Genomic DNA, 14,241 nt, shown 5'->3' with positions numbered 1-14,241 from the left:
GGTGAATCTAAGCGCCGCACTGATTATTGTCTGGAAATGGAAATAGGAGCAACGGGTGATAAGGTTTCATCATGTGAGTAAAGCTTATCGGGGTGGTCGTCAGGCTCTGCAGAAGGTCGACTTTCACCTGAGGCGAGGTGAGATGGCTTTTGTTGGTGGTCATTCCGGCGCTGGTAAAAGTACGTTGCTCAAACTGATTTGTGCCATTGAGCGTCCCTCTGATGGAAAAATTCACTTTAACGGTCATGACATTACCCGGATACCTAACCATGATATTCCTTTTCTGAGAAGAAACATTGGTATTGTTTTTCAGGATCACCGGTTATTGATGGATCGAACTGTGTATGAAAACGTTGCTCTGCCGATGCGTATAGAGTCCATAGCAGAAAATGAAATTAAACGTAGGGTGTCTGCGGCTCTGGATAAAACCGGATTGTTAGATAAAGCTCGTTGTCTTCCTTCTCAGCTATCAGGCGGTGAACAGCAGCGGGTTGGAATTGCAAGGGCAGTTGTTAACCGGCCTATTTTATTATTAGCGGATGAGCCGACCGGAAATCTCGATCCTGAATTGTCCAATCGTATTCTGCGTTTGTTTGAAGAGTTTAATCGTGCCGGTGTGACTATTTTGCTGGCAACGCATGATATTAATTTAGTGAATTCTCGTCCTCAATATCGTCACCTTGAACTTAATCAGGGTTTTCTCAGTGAGGTAGAAGATTATGACAGTTAAAAAAAATAAGCGGCATACACGAAACCGGGATAGGAAAGGGGCCCAACGTGATCGTTTTGTCATGATTCATTATCGTCAGGCTAAACAGTCTTTTTTTGATTTATGGAAGCGGCCATTCGGAAGTATTTTAACCATTGCTGTAGTTTCTATAGCGCTGGCAATGCCTGCAAGTTTATACCTGTTAAGTAAAAATATAGCGGTTGCTGTCAGTAGTGTTGCAACCTCTTCTCAAATCAGTGTGTATCTGAAAGATGGCATACCTGAAGCGAGAGTTATGGTAGTAAAAGACAATATAGAAAGGTTGAATGGTGTCAGGCTGGTGAAGTACATTTCGCCTCAGCAAGGGTTAGATGATTTAAGTCAGGCATCCGGATTTGATCAGGCAATCAGTCTGCTGGATGATTTTGCTTTACCCGGAGTGCTCGTTGTTTCTCCTGACTTTACCAACAATCAGCAGATACAGGCGTTAGTAAGAGAGATAAGATCTCAGGATGAGGTGACGGATGTGCGCATGGATGAAGACTGGCTGACCCGGTTGGATGCATTTAAAAATCTGGCCGGTATTGTTGCCATCAGCTTAACCTGCCTTATGTTTGCGGCTGTCTTTTTAATTGTTGGGAATACATTGAGATACAATGTACTGGCAAATAAAGATGAAATACAAACAATGAAACTGATTGGTGCCACAGATAGCTTTATTCTGCGTCCTTATCTATATTCAGGTATGTGGTTTGGTTGCATTGGCGCTTTAATTGCCTGGTTGCTAACGGCCGTTCTTACTATTTTGATGAATGGGGCGGTGGAAAAACTGGCTCAGCTTTATGACAGCCAATACCGTTTACTGGGATTACGCTGGGATGAGTCTCTTATCCTTTTAATGATAGGTGTTGTTATCGGTAGTATTGCAGCGAAACTTTCTGCTCAAAGGCATTTAAAAGAAATTGAACCTGTATAAAAATATCTGGTCATACAAATGCAACGAACAATGGGCAGTATAGGTTGACTTTAAGGGAAAGATCCTATATTCATATCTGTTGATAAAGATTTTTATTACGAACACTCCATATCATAAATGATGAGGAATTGAATGGCTAACCAATCGTATCCAATGGCACTAGTGACTCAAGACAGTCTTGATAGCTATATTCGTTCAGTAAATACATACCCAATGTTAACGGCTGAAGAAGAACGCTCGCTAGCTGAACGGCTACATTATCATGGTGAAATCGAAGCAGCAAAAGGGCTGATTTTGTCCCACCTGAGATTTGTTGTTCATATTGCCCGTGGTTATTCTGGTTATGGTTTGCCGATGGCAGATCTGGTTCAGGAAGGCAATATCGGTTTAATGAAGGCCGTAAAACGGTTTAATCCGGAAGTTGGCGTAAGGCTGGTTTCGTTTGCTGTCCATTGGATTAAAGCGGAAATACATGAATATGTACTGAAAAACTGGCGTATTGTAAAAATTGCAACGACTAAGGCACAACGTAAGTTATTCTTTAATCTACGTAAGTCAAAAAAGCGTCTGGGCTGGTTTAATAACGGAGAAATTGAAACTGTAGCAAGAGAATTGGGTGTCGATCCTTCTGAAGTACGGGAAATGGAATCTCGTCTGGCTGCTCAGGATGCAACATTTGAATTGACTTCTGATGACGATGATTCGACACCGAACTCTGCTCCTGTTTTGTATCTTGAGGATAAAGGTTCCGATGTCGCTGAAAGTTTTGAAGCTGAAAACTGGGAAGCACATACCAATCACCGGTTAGCAGTTGCCATTTCGGGATTAGATGAAAGAAGCCAGCATATTGTTCGTTCTCGTTGGTTGGACGATGAGAAAACCACGTTGCAGGATCTTGCTAATATGTACGGTGTTTCTGCTGAACGAATCCGTCAGTTGGAAAAAAATGCAATGAGGAAATTAAAAGAAGCGGTTGGCGAGTTTTAATTTTCCTTAGTAGGGCATGGCCATCTGAGTGAGCCAGCGATTTGATCAAAAAATAAAAGGCTGAGATCATTCGATCTCAGCCTTTTATTTTTTGATCCGTAAAGGTGTTTTTACTCATTTTATTATGTGGATAAGTCTGTGCTTAATTGATTGATTGATTGTCATCATCCTGCGTATATAAAGACATTACATAAATATAGTCGTTGGGGATATTAAAAATTTTACACACAGAAAAATAAAGATCATCACAAGATGTAGTGGATCAAAAAGCATTAAGATACCTTATCAACATAATCCACAAACTTACCCACAGATGGCGTAATATTGAACAGACTATGATAACCTCATTTTCTGTCAGTACTTCCGACTGGTTGGATAGGTTATAATAGTTGTTCTTTTTAAGTTCGGAGATTTCTGTGAGTCAGGTAAAACATATTGATGTGCATGGTGCACATAAGCTAATGGAAGATGAAGAGATCGTATTAGTTGATATACGTGATCCTCAGTCTTATCGATCCGTTCATGCGGTATCTGCTTATCACCTGACAAATGATACAATTGTAAGTTTCATGAATCAGGTCGATTTTGATCAGGCTGTTCTGGTGATGTGTTATCACGGAATTAGTAGTATGAGTGCTGCACAATATTTAATTAATCAGGGTTTCGAAGATGTTTACAGTATTGATGGAGGATTTGAAGCCTGGCAAAAAGCAAAGTTACCCGTTGAGAACTAAAACCTATGATAAGACTGATTACTCTCAATAATCCCAGAATGGGGCAGGCCTTCATTGATTATATGGCTTCCAGACACATACCCATGAAAATGGTGGCCGTGGAGCAAAACAGTTATGAGCTCTTATTATTGAATGATGAGTATTATATTGAAGCTGAAGCTGAACTGAAACATTTCTTATCTGAACCCAATGCGCCTAGATATCAGGCAGCTTCCTGGTCGTTAAATACTAAAAGAAATATTGCATTCAGTTATGCATCCCCTAGCTTACTTACTTTGATTAAGAGTAAAGCGGGTTGGTTTACCCTGACTATTATTGCGCTGTCGTTTATTATTTATTTTCTGCAAATCTTTGGTTTTGAGCAGGACGTTTTTTCGTTGCTGCATTTTCCGGCGTCATCATTACAGCAGTGGCAGTTATGGCGTTGGGTGACCCATGCTTTATTGCATTTTTCCGTCATTCATATTGTATTTAACATGCTGTGGTGGTGGCAACTCGGTGGCGATATAGAGAAGCGGGTTGGTTCTGGGAAATTAATTGGTCTTTTTATCCTGTCATCGGCTTGTTCCGGTTTGGGGCAGGACTGGGTGAAAGGGATTTATTTTGGTGGCTTATCTGGTGTCGTTTATGCCCTCGTTGGCTATATCTGGGTGATGGGGTGGAAATGTCCTCAGGTTGGGTTAACCATTCAAAAGCCGGTATTGGTTTTTCTTTTGGTCTGGTTGGTTCTTGGTTTTGTTCAGCCGTTTATGGCAATTGCTAATACGGCTCATCTGACCGGTTTGATTGTCGGGGTGTTGTTCGGAGCCATGGATGTCCGCCGTTACGAAAAATAACGGCGAGAGTTGGGTGTATAGTATGAGAAGGGGATATGTTGTTTTTACTGATACATGTATTTTGTAAAGAGAAGATCGGCAACAACAGCCCGTCCTGTTTCGGGAAGTAACAGGTCATTAATGATTTTTACCAGCGATTTTCTCAGGTCTTCCCGCCCTGCTAATGACTTTATGGTGTCTTCGGTTTGTTTACCCAGTAGTTCGACGATAGCGTCCCGGATTAAAGGTTGATTATGTTCTACAACTGGTAAATCTTTGCTGTCGGCAACCATGATATCGATCCGGACCTGAATGTAGCCTAAATTCTTTCCTTTAGTATAAAAGTTTGTGGTTAAATCTGGCTCTAAAGTAAAGTAGGCAAGCTTCGGTGCTCCTTCTTGATCTTCTGCTTTTACATTTATAGATAAGAAGAGGGTAGCGATTACTAAAAAAATAAGAGGTAAATAACGTTTTAGCATAATCATCTTAATTTCGGGTTAATTGATATTCGGATAGCGTCAGCCTTGCTACAATTAGCATATGGTTGATAACTAAAATTATCATACAGTAATGGTTTATATATCATAAAGATAAAGTAAACAGTATCAGTTACCGTGTTGTATATGAAGATTTCTAATTGAATACTAGTATGAATCAAACTTTTTCGCTCAATTTATCTCAAATAAAAAACATAAAATGGGTATGTCCGACGGACTTTACGTTTTCATCAGAAAAAACATTACACTGGTTGTCAGAACAGGGATCGCTATCCGTTTTGCTTAAATCTCACTGTGATTCTCTGACGGTTGAATTATTGGAAAATTCCTGGGTAGGCTATGAGCAACTACAGGACGATGAAAAATGGTTATTGCCAGACCAAAGCCATTACCTGATAAGAAAGGTTATTTTGAGAGGAGATGGAATGCCATGGGTTTTCGGGTACTCTGTTATTCCTGAAACCACGGCATTAAGTCAGCATTATGATTTAACCAATATTGGCGAATTACCATTGGGTGAGACCATTTTTAGTGCAAATAAAGTAAGACGGGATTGTCTGATGATGTCTAAAATTAAGAATACGGATGGTGACATGTTGGATATTCGTCGTTCTCGTCTCTGGATGGAAGAGAATCCTTTACTGGTTACTGAATTATTTCTGTCGGACTCTCCGATTTATGCTTAAGGAACTATCTGAATGACAATGATAAAAGCAAAAGCGTACTGGCAATTAATGCGGATGGACAGACCCATTGGCTCGCTTCTGCTCTTGTGGCCGACGTTATGGGCTTTGATTATTTCGGCTCAGGGAACTCCCGACATCGATGTGTTGATCGTGTTTATCTCCGGTGTGTTTCTCATGCGTTCCGCTGGATGTGTCATTAATGATTATGCTGACCGAAAAGTGGATGGGTTTGTCAAAAGAACTCAAAACCGGCCGCTTCCTTCCGGAATGGTGACTTCAGGGGAAGCCGTTACTTTATTTTTAGTATTGTCTGTCATTTCTTTTTTTCTTGTTCTTACGATGAATTCACTGACCGTTAAATTGTCTTTTGTTGGTATTGTACTGGCGTTTATCTATCCCTTTATGAAGCGGTTTACACACCTGCCTCAGTTATTTCTCGCACTGGCTTTCAGTTGGTCAATACCAATGGCCTGGGCCGCACAGTCGAATCATTTGCCTGTCGGGGTATGGGTGATTTTTTCCATTAATGCTATATGGACAATCGTTTACGATACTCAATATGCGATGGTAGACAGAGACGACGATTTAACTATTGGTATTAAATCTACAGCTATTCTTTTCGGGCGTTTTGATAAATTAATCATTGGTTTTTTGCAGCTGGTTACGCTTGGATTGTTAATCGGTTTAGGATCAATATACCATCAGGGCGCTTTGTATTACTGGAGTGTCTTAGTTGTCTGCGGCCTTTTTGTTTATCAGCAGCATTTAATCAGAGACAGAAAACGAGAGCTGTGTTTTCAGGCCTTCCTTAATAACAACTATGTTGGAATGATCATTACGGTGGGTTTGTTTAGTACTTATCTCTTATAGAAAGGACCTCTTTAGCTGGCTGACGACTTTGGTCGGAAGAAGACAGATAAAGAGGTGTATTTAATGATTAAGCCCGATGTTCTTTTATAGCCAGCTGAATTTCTGGCGATAAGCAAGCAAAGAGTTGATCTTTAAACTCCCGGCTTTGGTCTATGTTGTTGATGTACCCTTGTTCCTGAATGGTGTTTACCATCGTGGCAAAGATATGCTTATCAAAGAATTCCGGAGCATTAATCCCATATAAACGCCCCAGTCGTCTTGCCATTTTCTGGCCTTTCTCCTGTAAATCGTCAGGCTTAATGGATGCATTCTGACATAAGATGTGCATTGTGATTGCGTATCTTTGCAGGGTATCGATGGCTATCTGGGAAAACAGAATCAGGGTATCAACCTTTTCCGGATTGATTCGGATTGTTTCGGCATTTTTTAAAATTAAATGTTGCTTACTAAATTCAGCAATATAGGACGTGACTTTCTGAGGCAACTTCTCTTTTGTCAGGCTTAAGAACAGCTCATTTTTAATGAATGGAAAGAGTTTTCCGATCCGGTGGTGAATCATGTGTAACGTTATGTCTTTATCTGTTAGTAGCAACTGAGCCAAAATGGCAGGGATAATAAATAAGTGAATGATGTTATTCCGATAGTAGGTAGAGAGAACCGATTCTTTTCGATCCTGGGCGATAATTTGTCCCATGGAATCGTTTTCGATAAGAAATTTATCCAGTTCAATTGCGCTTTCAACCAGCTCTGAGGCCGATTGTTGCGGTAAAGTGCAATAATCGGAATAAGGTACATTTTTTAATAAAGTAAGATACAGTGATATCTGTTCAATCAGGTTTTCTTTTGATAGAGCTCTTTGTTTTGATGATAGCAAGGTCATTGCACATAAATTGATTCCATTCACTGCAACGGCATCATTGATGTGGTTCATCATTTCTACGGCAAGGTCATTAACCGTTGGTTTTAGCCAGGATGGGTGTGGTGAAGCCATTTTATTAATCGCATCTGACCACTCAGGAACATGATGGTTAAGGTATTGGTTCAGAGGGATAGGTTCACCAAAGTTAACATAACCCTGTCCAAAGTTTTTTAACTTTCTTATTGTTTTAAATACCATACCGGCATTTTCTTTTTCCTTTTGTTTGCCCCGTAGTTCTTTTGCGTAGGTGGAGACTTCCAAAACATGCTCATAACCTATGTAAACAGGAACCAGTGTAACGGGGCGGTGTAAACCTTTTAGCATGGCCTGAAGGGTCATGGAAAGCATACCGGTTTTCGCCGGAAGCAGTCTTCCTGTCCGGGAACGTCCTCCTTCGCTGAAGAATTCAATGGCATAACCTTTCGCAAACAGATCGGCCAGATACTCTTTAAAAATTGTGGAATAGAGTTTGTCGCCTTTAAATGTGCGCCTGAGGAAAAAGGCTCCGCCTTTGCGGAATAACGGTCCAGCGGGGAAAAAATTAAGGTTGATTCCTGCGGCTATGTGGGGAGGAACCAGCCCTTCGTGAAATAACACATAGGAAAGCAGCAGGTAATCAATATGGCTTTTATGGCAGGGAACGTATACGATTTCGTGGCCATCCTGAGCTAATTTTCTGACCGTGTCGGCATTATGGACATTGATGCCCTGATAGATCCGGTTCCATAGCCACCCCAGCAGCTTGTCACCTTTTTTTACCAGTGAATAAGAGAAATCCGCAGCAATTTCATCCAGGATATGAAACGCTTCTTTCTGAACTTTTTCATAACTGACATCGCGTGACTTTGCTTCTTCTCTTATCGTCTTTCTTACAATATTTGACTGAATTAACCGCCGTAATAACTGCTTTCTTTTTGGTAGTGCAGGCCCTGAAGCCGCAAGTTGTTGTCTGGCGAAATGAATTTGGGCAACACGGGCAAGTTTGTGGGCAATCCCGGTATCCGAACCGTGCGTATCAGTAATGTGTCTTAGAGAAAATGAGGGACTGAATCGTATAACGCAATCCCGGCCATATCGGATGATGGTTTTCCATTTTTTTAATAATCCCATAGGGTGCAACATGGGATTCGTCTGGTTTTCTTTGCCAGGTTTTCTTCCCCACAAGATGGCCACCGGGATAATGTGAATATCCAGATCGGGTTTGGTTTTGTGAAGTTCCAGAAGATCCGTAAGATAAGAAGTCGCATTACTGTGCATTAAGCGCTTATTGCTGAAAAGAGAAGGCGAAGGCCGAATAAAAACGACTCTTGGATAGGACTTACTGTCGATAATCAGTGGATCGTTAGGATCAGGAAGTCCCAGTGTTTTACAGCTTTTTCTCAATGTCGCCAGATCAATATTGGAAGAAAAAGGTAGCGTATAAATAATCGGTTGCTGTGAATTAACGCTATAATCCCTTGGAATGATTTTACTTTTAGTGAAAAGGGATAAAGGGAACTGTAGAATAGCGCTGGTGAAATTTTGTCTGTAAGACATAAGATTGTAGTCCGTCTTTTTTGATATACGTTCGTCAAAAGAGCATCGTTCGCATCACTCTTGTGTCAGGATAACAGATACTGGTCGAACCTGTTAGTTATCGTTGTTCGTTTACTTAAGATTTAATCAGGATAACCGGAATCAATTAAGCCATGTCAGTTTGGCAGAAAGGAATAAATGTGCAGAAAAAAAATCCTCAGGGTATAACTCGAATTATTAAGGCTGCCAGATACTCATATCAGGGGTTGAAGTCCGCGATTGTTAATGAGGCTGCTTTTCGGGAAGAGCTGTTATTGTGTCTTGTTTTTATTCCATTAGCGACGTACCTGAACGTAACCACAGTTGAACGAATTTTAATGATTGGCGTTCTTTTATTCGTGCTGGTGGTAGAATTACTGAATAGTGCCGTTGAGGCCGTTGTCGATCGGATCGGTCTTGAACATCATGAACTGGCCGGTCAGGCTAAGGACATGGGCTCGGCGGCTGTTTTTATTGCTATGGGACTGGCGATTTTTGTTTGGATCAGCATTATTTGGTTTTAGTTGATTAAAAAATGGGTTGATAGCTTTTCATTTCATAAAATACTGGATATACTCACAGTTAACTGTATAAAAAAACAGGTGAATCATGAAGCCTCTCACTCCCCGACAGCAAGAAGTGTTCGATTTAATTCGGACAAAGATAGACGAAACCGGCATGCCTCCAACGCGTGCTGAAATAGCAAAAGAATTAGGCTTTCGTTCTGCCAATGCAGCAGAAGAGCATTTGAAAGCGTTGGCCCGGAAGCAGGTGATTGAAATTGTTCCTGGTGCATCCAGAGGTTTACGTATTTTAGGATCCGTTTCGGACCCGGTAGGCGATGAGGAAAGCGGATTACCGTTAATTGGTCAGGTTGCCGCTGGTGAGCCTATTCTGGCACAGGAACATGTTGAGACACATTATCAGGTTGATCCAACGATGTTTAAGCCGCAGGCTGACTTTCTGCTGAGAGTTCATGGCGAAAGTATGAAAGACATCGGTATTATGGATGGTGATTTACTGGCGGTGCATAAAACACAGGATGTGCGTGATGGTCAGGTCGTCGTTGCCCGGGTCGAAGATGATGTAACGGTCAAGCGCATTGAGAGGAAAGGCGAAAAGGTACTTCTTCATGCCGAAAATGAAGAATTTTCCCCAATCGAGGTCGATCTGACTTATCAGCAGTTGACTATTGAAGGTTTAGCTGTTGGCATCATTCGCAATACAGACTGGATGTAGAATTGTGCTAATTTCGTAACACATTGTTATTATTCATTAAAGCCTGATAAGTTGTCAGGCTTTAATATGATGGAACCGACGACGATTAAAATAAACGGTTTAAACCATTAAGAGCCGCCACCCGGTAGGCTTCGGCCATCGTTGGGTAGTTAAAGGTGGTATTAACAAAGTATTCGATAGTATTTGCTTCCCCTTTTTGTTCCATGATGGCTTGTCCGATGTGAATAATTTCTGACGAACGTCCACCAAAGCAGTGTATTCCCAGGATTTCTTTAGTTTCCCTGTGAAATAAAATCTTCAAACTGCCGACATCTTTTCCTGCGATCTGTGCTCGGGCCAGGTGTTGAAAAGCAGAACGTCCCACTTCATAAGGGACTTTAGCTGCCGTTAGTTCCTGTTCCGTTTTACCAACAGAGCTAATTTCTGGAATGGTATAAATGCCTGTTGGAATGTGCTCTATCAATCTGTTTGCAGCCTGCCCCTGACTTATAGCCTGGGCAGTAAAGCGTCCTTGATCGTAAGCCGCACTGGCCAGGCTGGGGTAGCCGATAACATCTCCAACTGCGTAAATATGCGCGACAGTTGTCTGATAATTACTGTTAACTTTCAACTGGCCTCTGGAATCAGCCTCCAGGCCAACGGCTTCTAAATTAAGTGTGTCTGTATTACCGGTCCGACCATTTGCGTAGAGGATACAGTCGGCTTTCATTTTTTTACCAGATTTAAGATTAACAATCACACCGTCATCAACGCCTTCTATTGACTGGTAAGTTTCATCGTTGCGAATGATGACACCATTATTCCAGAAATGATAAGACAGAGAATCTGAGATTTCATTGTCAAGAAAAGCGAGCAGCCGGTCTCTGGTATTGATTAAATCTGTTTTAACCCCCAATCCCCGGAAGATTGAGGCGTATTCACATCCGATAACACCAGCTCCGTAGATGATGATATGCCTTGGATCGTGCTCAAGACTGAGGATTGAATCACTGTCATAAATACGTTCGTGAGAAAAATCTACATCATTCGGATGATAAGGGCGTGAACCGGTTGCGATAACGAATTTGTTGGCAGAGTAGTAATCGATGCTACCATCGCTGTGGATGACCTGAACAGTGTGCTCATCGGTAAAGCTGGCTGTGCCATTGATAATCGTGCATTGGTTTCGGTCATAAAAACCTTGTCTCAGCTTTGTCTGCTTATCAATTACGTTTTTTGCATGTGAAAGAATGGTCGAAAAAGTTGAATGTAATTCCGTATTTTCAGTATGAAATATCGGGTTGTTATTAAATTCAATAATACGACTGACCGCGTGTCTTAATGCTTTTGATGGAATAGTTCCCCAGTGCGTACAGCCTCCTCCGACACTACTTTCTTTTTCTATAACCGCGACATCCAATCCTGCCTTTGTTAATCCCATGGCAGCACCTTCTCCTCCCGGACCGCTGCCAATAACAATGACATCAAAATGGTTTAATTGTGGCATATACCTTCCTTTTTCTTCCTTTCGGCTTTGTACGTTATTTTTTTGTGATTGTAACTTAATGTTTCCTTTCGAGAATGTGACGCTATTCAGAGACTTTTATTCTAATAGTGAAATGTCTGTTTTATAAATGTCAGCAAGAATGTTATGTTGTAGATTCTCCTTTTAATGAGTAAATTAATTTTATCTGCATCCACGGTGTTTTGTGGTTTGATTGATTTCTGGTCTGGGATGTCATCTGATGGGTATTCGCGCTCAACAAAAAGAAAAAACTCGACGTGCGTTAATTGATGCAGCCTTTAGACAACTGGGTACGGATCGCAGTTTTTCTAATTTAAGTCTTCGGGAAGTTGCAAGAGAAGCCGGTATTGCTCCGACATCATTCTATCGTCATTTTAAGGATATGGACGAACTGGGTTTGACCATGGTTGATGAAGGTGGATTGATTTTACGACAATTGATGCGTCAGGCAAGGCAGCGGATTGTGGCTCAGGGAAGTGTGATTAAAACGTCAGTAGCAACGTTTATGGAGTTTATCGAAAACAGCCCAAATATTTTTCGTCTCTTACTCCGGGAGCGTTCTGGAACGTCTTATGCTTTCCGTGCCGCCGTTGCTCGTGAGATTCAGCATTTTATTGCTGAATTGACGGAATATCTGGTGGCAACCGGATTAGATCGAGAACATGCCATGATTCAGGCGGAAGCTTCAGTGACGTTAGTTTTCAGCTCGGGGGCTTTGGCTTTGGATTTGGATAAAAGTGAACGGGATGCTTTGGCTGAGCGTCTTATTACTCAACTGAGGGTGATAGCAAAAGGAGTGCGTAGCTATCACCATGATTGCATAAGTAATAAACCGAAGGTGGATTCAATTCATGTCGAATGAAGGTAAAAATACATACAGAAACACAGAGTTAAAAAACTTAGTGTTAGCATTGATTGCAGGGATGTGCTGTGATGCGATCCTATCTTGGTTAACCATGGCTGAAATCAATTTTTCAATTTTTCCGATCATTGCGCTAGCACTTTCAGTGCAGTCGCTTTACCAAGAATATTTAAAAAAACCAGTCTCGGAGGATTTTCCTCTTGTTGGGCTGGCGAGTTTCTTTGTCGGGGTGTTTGGACATTCGGCGTTTGTAAAAGCTGAATATCCGGAATCCGGTTCCAATTTCATTGCGATTGTGATTGTTTTGGTATTAATGCTATGGATTGGCAAAAAAATGGGGTACTTCAGTCGGGATTAGCTGGTGAGCTAAGTTAAACAAGCCGCGAATTCGCGGCTTGTTTTGTTAGGGCAGAATCATAATCGTTCTAGCAAAACGCCACATTCCATGTGGTGGGTGTAAGGGAACTGATCAAAAAGAGCAAAGCGGGTAATTTTATGGGTTTGGGACAGGATGTTTAAATTGCTTTTCAGCGTTTTCGGATTACAGGAAATATACATAATACGTTCATAGTTTTGTACCATTTTGCAGGTATCAGCATCCATTCCTGACCTTGGTGGATCGACAAAGATAGTATGACAGTCGTAGCTCTGCAAATCGATATTGGCATCTTTAAGGCGGCGAAACTCTCTTTTTCCTTCCATTGCCTGAGTAAATTCTTCTGCAGACATGCGAATGATTTGTACATTATCGATTTTATTGGCGGCAATATTAAATTGAGCAGACTGAACTGAAGGTTTTGCCAGTTCCGTCGCCAGTACCTGACGAAAATTTTGTGCTAATGCCAGTGAAAAGTTGCCATTTCCACAATAGAGCTCAAGTAAATCGCCAACACTTTGCCGGGTACAATCGACAGCCCAGTCCAGCATCTTTTCAGCTACCTTACCGTTCGGCTGAGTAAAGCTATTTTCAATTTGCTGGTATACATAGGGTTTTCCATGCACATGAAGCTTTTCGGTTACGTAATCCTGATCGACGACGATTTTAATTTTTCTTGCCCGTCCGATTAAATTAACGTTGTAGCCTTTCCCTTGTAGTGTTTGTTTTAATTCTTTCGCTTTTTCTGTCCATGTTTCGTCTATCTGCCGGTGATAGAGCAATGAAATTAGAATCTCGCCACTGAGTGTTGACAGAAAGTCCACCTGAAACAATTTTTTTCTTAGAATGTCATTCGCCTTTAGCTGAGTGATCAGCTCTGACATCATTGTGTTGATGAGTCGACTTGCTGCCGGGAACTGATCAACCCGATATTTCGATTTTGTTTCCTGATCAAACATGATGTAGAAAAGGTCATCACCTTCATGCCAGATTCGGAATTCTGCCCGCATACGGTAATTTTTTTCTGGTGATTCAAAAACTTCTAATTCAGGTATACCAAAAGGTGAAAACAGGTCAGTCAGGCGGGAAATCTTTTCTGCTAACTGAGTTTGGTAGCGCTGTGAGTTCATATCCGAAATCGCCATTCTAATATTACCTTTATCTAGTTCAAGCTTAGGGAGCGCAGATTTTAGTCAATTCATTGTTGATGTCCAGTCTTCATCGAGAATTCACTGGCATTTTGTGTATCAAATCGTTCAGTCGTACTGAATTTAGTGTAGACAAATTCAATATTGGTCAATATCATCCTGCTCTCGAAATGTTGGTGTATTTGTCGTGCTACGAATACTGAAAAGGGAATCTGGTGTAAATCCAGAACTGACGCGCAGCGGTAAAAGAGAACGAAGATTCATCAGACACTCTTGTAAATAGGGGAAGTCGAATCCTAGGTGGCAATTCATCCTTGCTGAGCTCTTAAGTCCGAAGACCTGCCAACAGCCGAATTTTAGGAGTG

Annotated in this window: 15 protein-coding genes and 1 riboswitch; of the genes, 11 read left to right on the top strand and 4 right to left on the bottom strand. The window is 41.4% G+C overall.

Annotated features, from left to right (window positions below; genetic code table 11):
• Nucleotides 1-55: 55 nt before the first annotated feature.
• The 5 genes from ftsE (at nt 56) to glpG (ending at nt 4,242) form a co-directional block, all read left to right on the top strand.
• On the top strand, nt 56-730 hold the full coding sequence (gene ftsE / locus LRQ06_RS06240) for a cell division ATP-binding protein FtsE (RefSeq protein ID WP_232765556.1): 675 nt from the start codon (nt 56-58) through the stop codon (nt 728-730).
• The gene (ftsX, locus tag LRQ06_RS06235; protein ID WP_232765555.1) at nt 720-1,685 is read left to right on the top strand and encodes a permease-like cell division protein FtsX; all 966 of its coding nucleotides are present in this window, start codon (nt 720-722) and stop codon (nt 1,683-1,685) included. The genes ftsE and ftsX overlap by 11 nt, the downstream gene beginning before the upstream one ends.
• A gap of 132 nt (nt 1,686-1,817) precedes the next feature.
• Nucleotides 1,818-2,672, top strand: coding sequence for an RNA polymerase sigma factor RpoH (gene rpoH, locus LRQ06_RS06230; protein ID WP_232765554.1), 855 nt, complete (start codon nt 1,818-1,820; stop codon nt 2,670-2,672).
• A 416-nt stretch (nt 2,673-3,088) separates the two neighbouring features.
• On the top strand, nt 3,089-3,406 hold the full coding sequence (gene glpE / locus LRQ06_RS06225) for a thiosulfate sulfurtransferase GlpE (protein ID WP_232765553.1): 318 nt from the start codon (nt 3,089-3,091) through the stop codon (nt 3,404-3,406).
• A gap of 5 nt (nt 3,407-3,411) precedes the next feature.
• Nucleotides 3,412-4,242: a rhomboid family intramembrane serine protease GlpG gene (gene glpG / locus LRQ06_RS06220; protein WP_232765552.1), complete on the top strand. Its 831-nt coding sequence runs from the start codon at nt 3,412-3,414 to the stop codon at nt 4,240-4,242.
• 44 nt (nt 4,243-4,286) lie between these two features.
• Here the strand turns inward: glpG and LRQ06_RS06215 are convergent, their stop codons facing one another.
• On the bottom strand, nt 4,287-4,700 hold the full coding sequence (locus LRQ06_RS06215) for a flagellar basal body-associated protein FliL (protein WP_232765551.1): 414 nt from the start codon (nt 4,698-4,700) through the stop codon (nt 4,287-4,289).
• 170 nt (nt 4,701-4,870) lie between these two features.
• Here LRQ06_RS06215 and LRQ06_RS06210 point away from each other — a divergent pair, with 170 nt between their 5' ends.
• Both LRQ06_RS06210 and ubiA read left to right on the top strand, forming a co-directional pair.
• Nucleotides 4,871-5,404 (top strand): chorismate lyase, encoded by a 534-nt coding sequence (locus tag LRQ06_RS06210; RefSeq protein WP_373054810.1) that lies wholly within the window; start codon nt 4,871-4,873, stop codon nt 5,402-5,404.
• A 12-nt stretch (nt 5,405-5,416) separates the two neighbouring features.
• Complete coding sequence (ubiA, locus tag LRQ06_RS06205) at nt 5,417-6,274, top strand: 4-hydroxybenzoate octaprenyltransferase (RefSeq protein ID WP_232765549.1); 858 nt, start codon at nt 5,417-5,419, stop codon at nt 6,272-6,274.
• A gap of 67 nt (nt 6,275-6,341) precedes the next feature.
• On the opposite strand, the gene plsB is transcribed toward ubiA, so the two are convergent.
• On the bottom strand, nt 6,342-8,729 hold the full coding sequence (gene plsB, locus LRQ06_RS06200) for a glycerol-3-phosphate 1-O-acyltransferase PlsB (protein WP_232765548.1): 2,388 nt from the start codon (nt 8,727-8,729) through the stop codon (nt 6,342-6,344).
• A gap of 179 nt (nt 8,730-8,908) precedes the next feature.
• Here plsB and LRQ06_RS06195 point away from each other — a divergent pair, with 179 nt between their 5' ends.
• Both LRQ06_RS06195 and lexA read left to right on the top strand, forming a co-directional pair.
• A complete protein-coding gene (locus LRQ06_RS06195) occupies nt 8,909-9,271 on the top strand; it encodes a diacylglycerol kinase (protein ID WP_373054809.1) in 363 nt (120 codons plus the stop codon).
• Nucleotides 9,272-9,356: 85 nt separating this feature from the next.
• Nucleotides 9,357-9,986 (top strand): transcriptional repressor LexA, encoded by a 630-nt coding sequence (gene lexA, locus LRQ06_RS06190; protein WP_232765546.1) that lies wholly within the window; start codon nt 9,357-9,359, stop codon nt 9,984-9,986.
• A gap of 85 nt (nt 9,987-10,071) precedes the next feature.
• Here lexA and sthA read toward each other — a convergent pair whose 3' ends face one another.
• Nucleotides 10,072-11,472, bottom strand: coding sequence for a Si-specific NAD(P)(+) transhydrogenase (gene sthA / locus LRQ06_RS06185; protein ID WP_232765545.1), 1,401 nt, complete (start codon nt 11,470-11,472; stop codon nt 10,072-10,074).
• 238 nt (nt 11,473-11,710) lie between these two features.
• On the opposite strand from sthA, the gene fabR reads away from it, so the two are divergent.
• The gene (fabR, locus tag LRQ06_RS06180; RefSeq protein WP_232765544.1) at nt 11,711-12,352 is read left to right on the top strand and encodes an HTH-type transcriptional repressor FabR; all 642 of its coding nucleotides are present in this window, start codon (nt 11,711-11,713) and stop codon (nt 12,350-12,352) included.
• On the top strand, nt 12,342-12,710 hold the full coding sequence (locus LRQ06_RS06175; RefSeq protein ID WP_232765543.1) for a YijD family membrane protein: 369 nt from the start codon (nt 12,342-12,344) through the stop codon (nt 12,708-12,710). Before fabR ends, LRQ06_RS06175 begins: the two co-directional genes overlap by 11 nt.
• 56 nt (nt 12,711-12,766) lie before the next feature.
• Here LRQ06_RS06175 and trmA read toward each other — a convergent pair whose 3' ends face one another.
• Nucleotides 12,767-13,873, bottom strand: a complete 1,107-nt coding sequence (trmA, locus tag LRQ06_RS06170) for a tRNA (uridine(54)-C5)-methyltransferase TrmA (RefSeq protein WP_232765542.1) — start codon at nt 13,871-13,873, stop codon at nt 12,767-12,769.
• Nucleotides 13,874-14,033: 160 nt separating this feature from the next.
• A riboswitch (cobalamin riboswitch) is annotated at nt 14,034-14,237 on the top strand.
• The last annotated feature ends 4 nt before the right edge of the window (nt 14,238-14,241 follow it).

This window comes from Vibrio salinus (assembly GCF_021272385.1).
Taxonomy (GTDB): domain Bacteria; phylum Pseudomonadota; class Gammaproteobacteria; order Enterobacterales; family Vibrionaceae; genus Vibrio; species Vibrio salinus.
The sequence above is the reverse complement of the archived record's forward strand: the minus strand, read 5'-3'. Positions and strand labels throughout refer to the sequence as shown.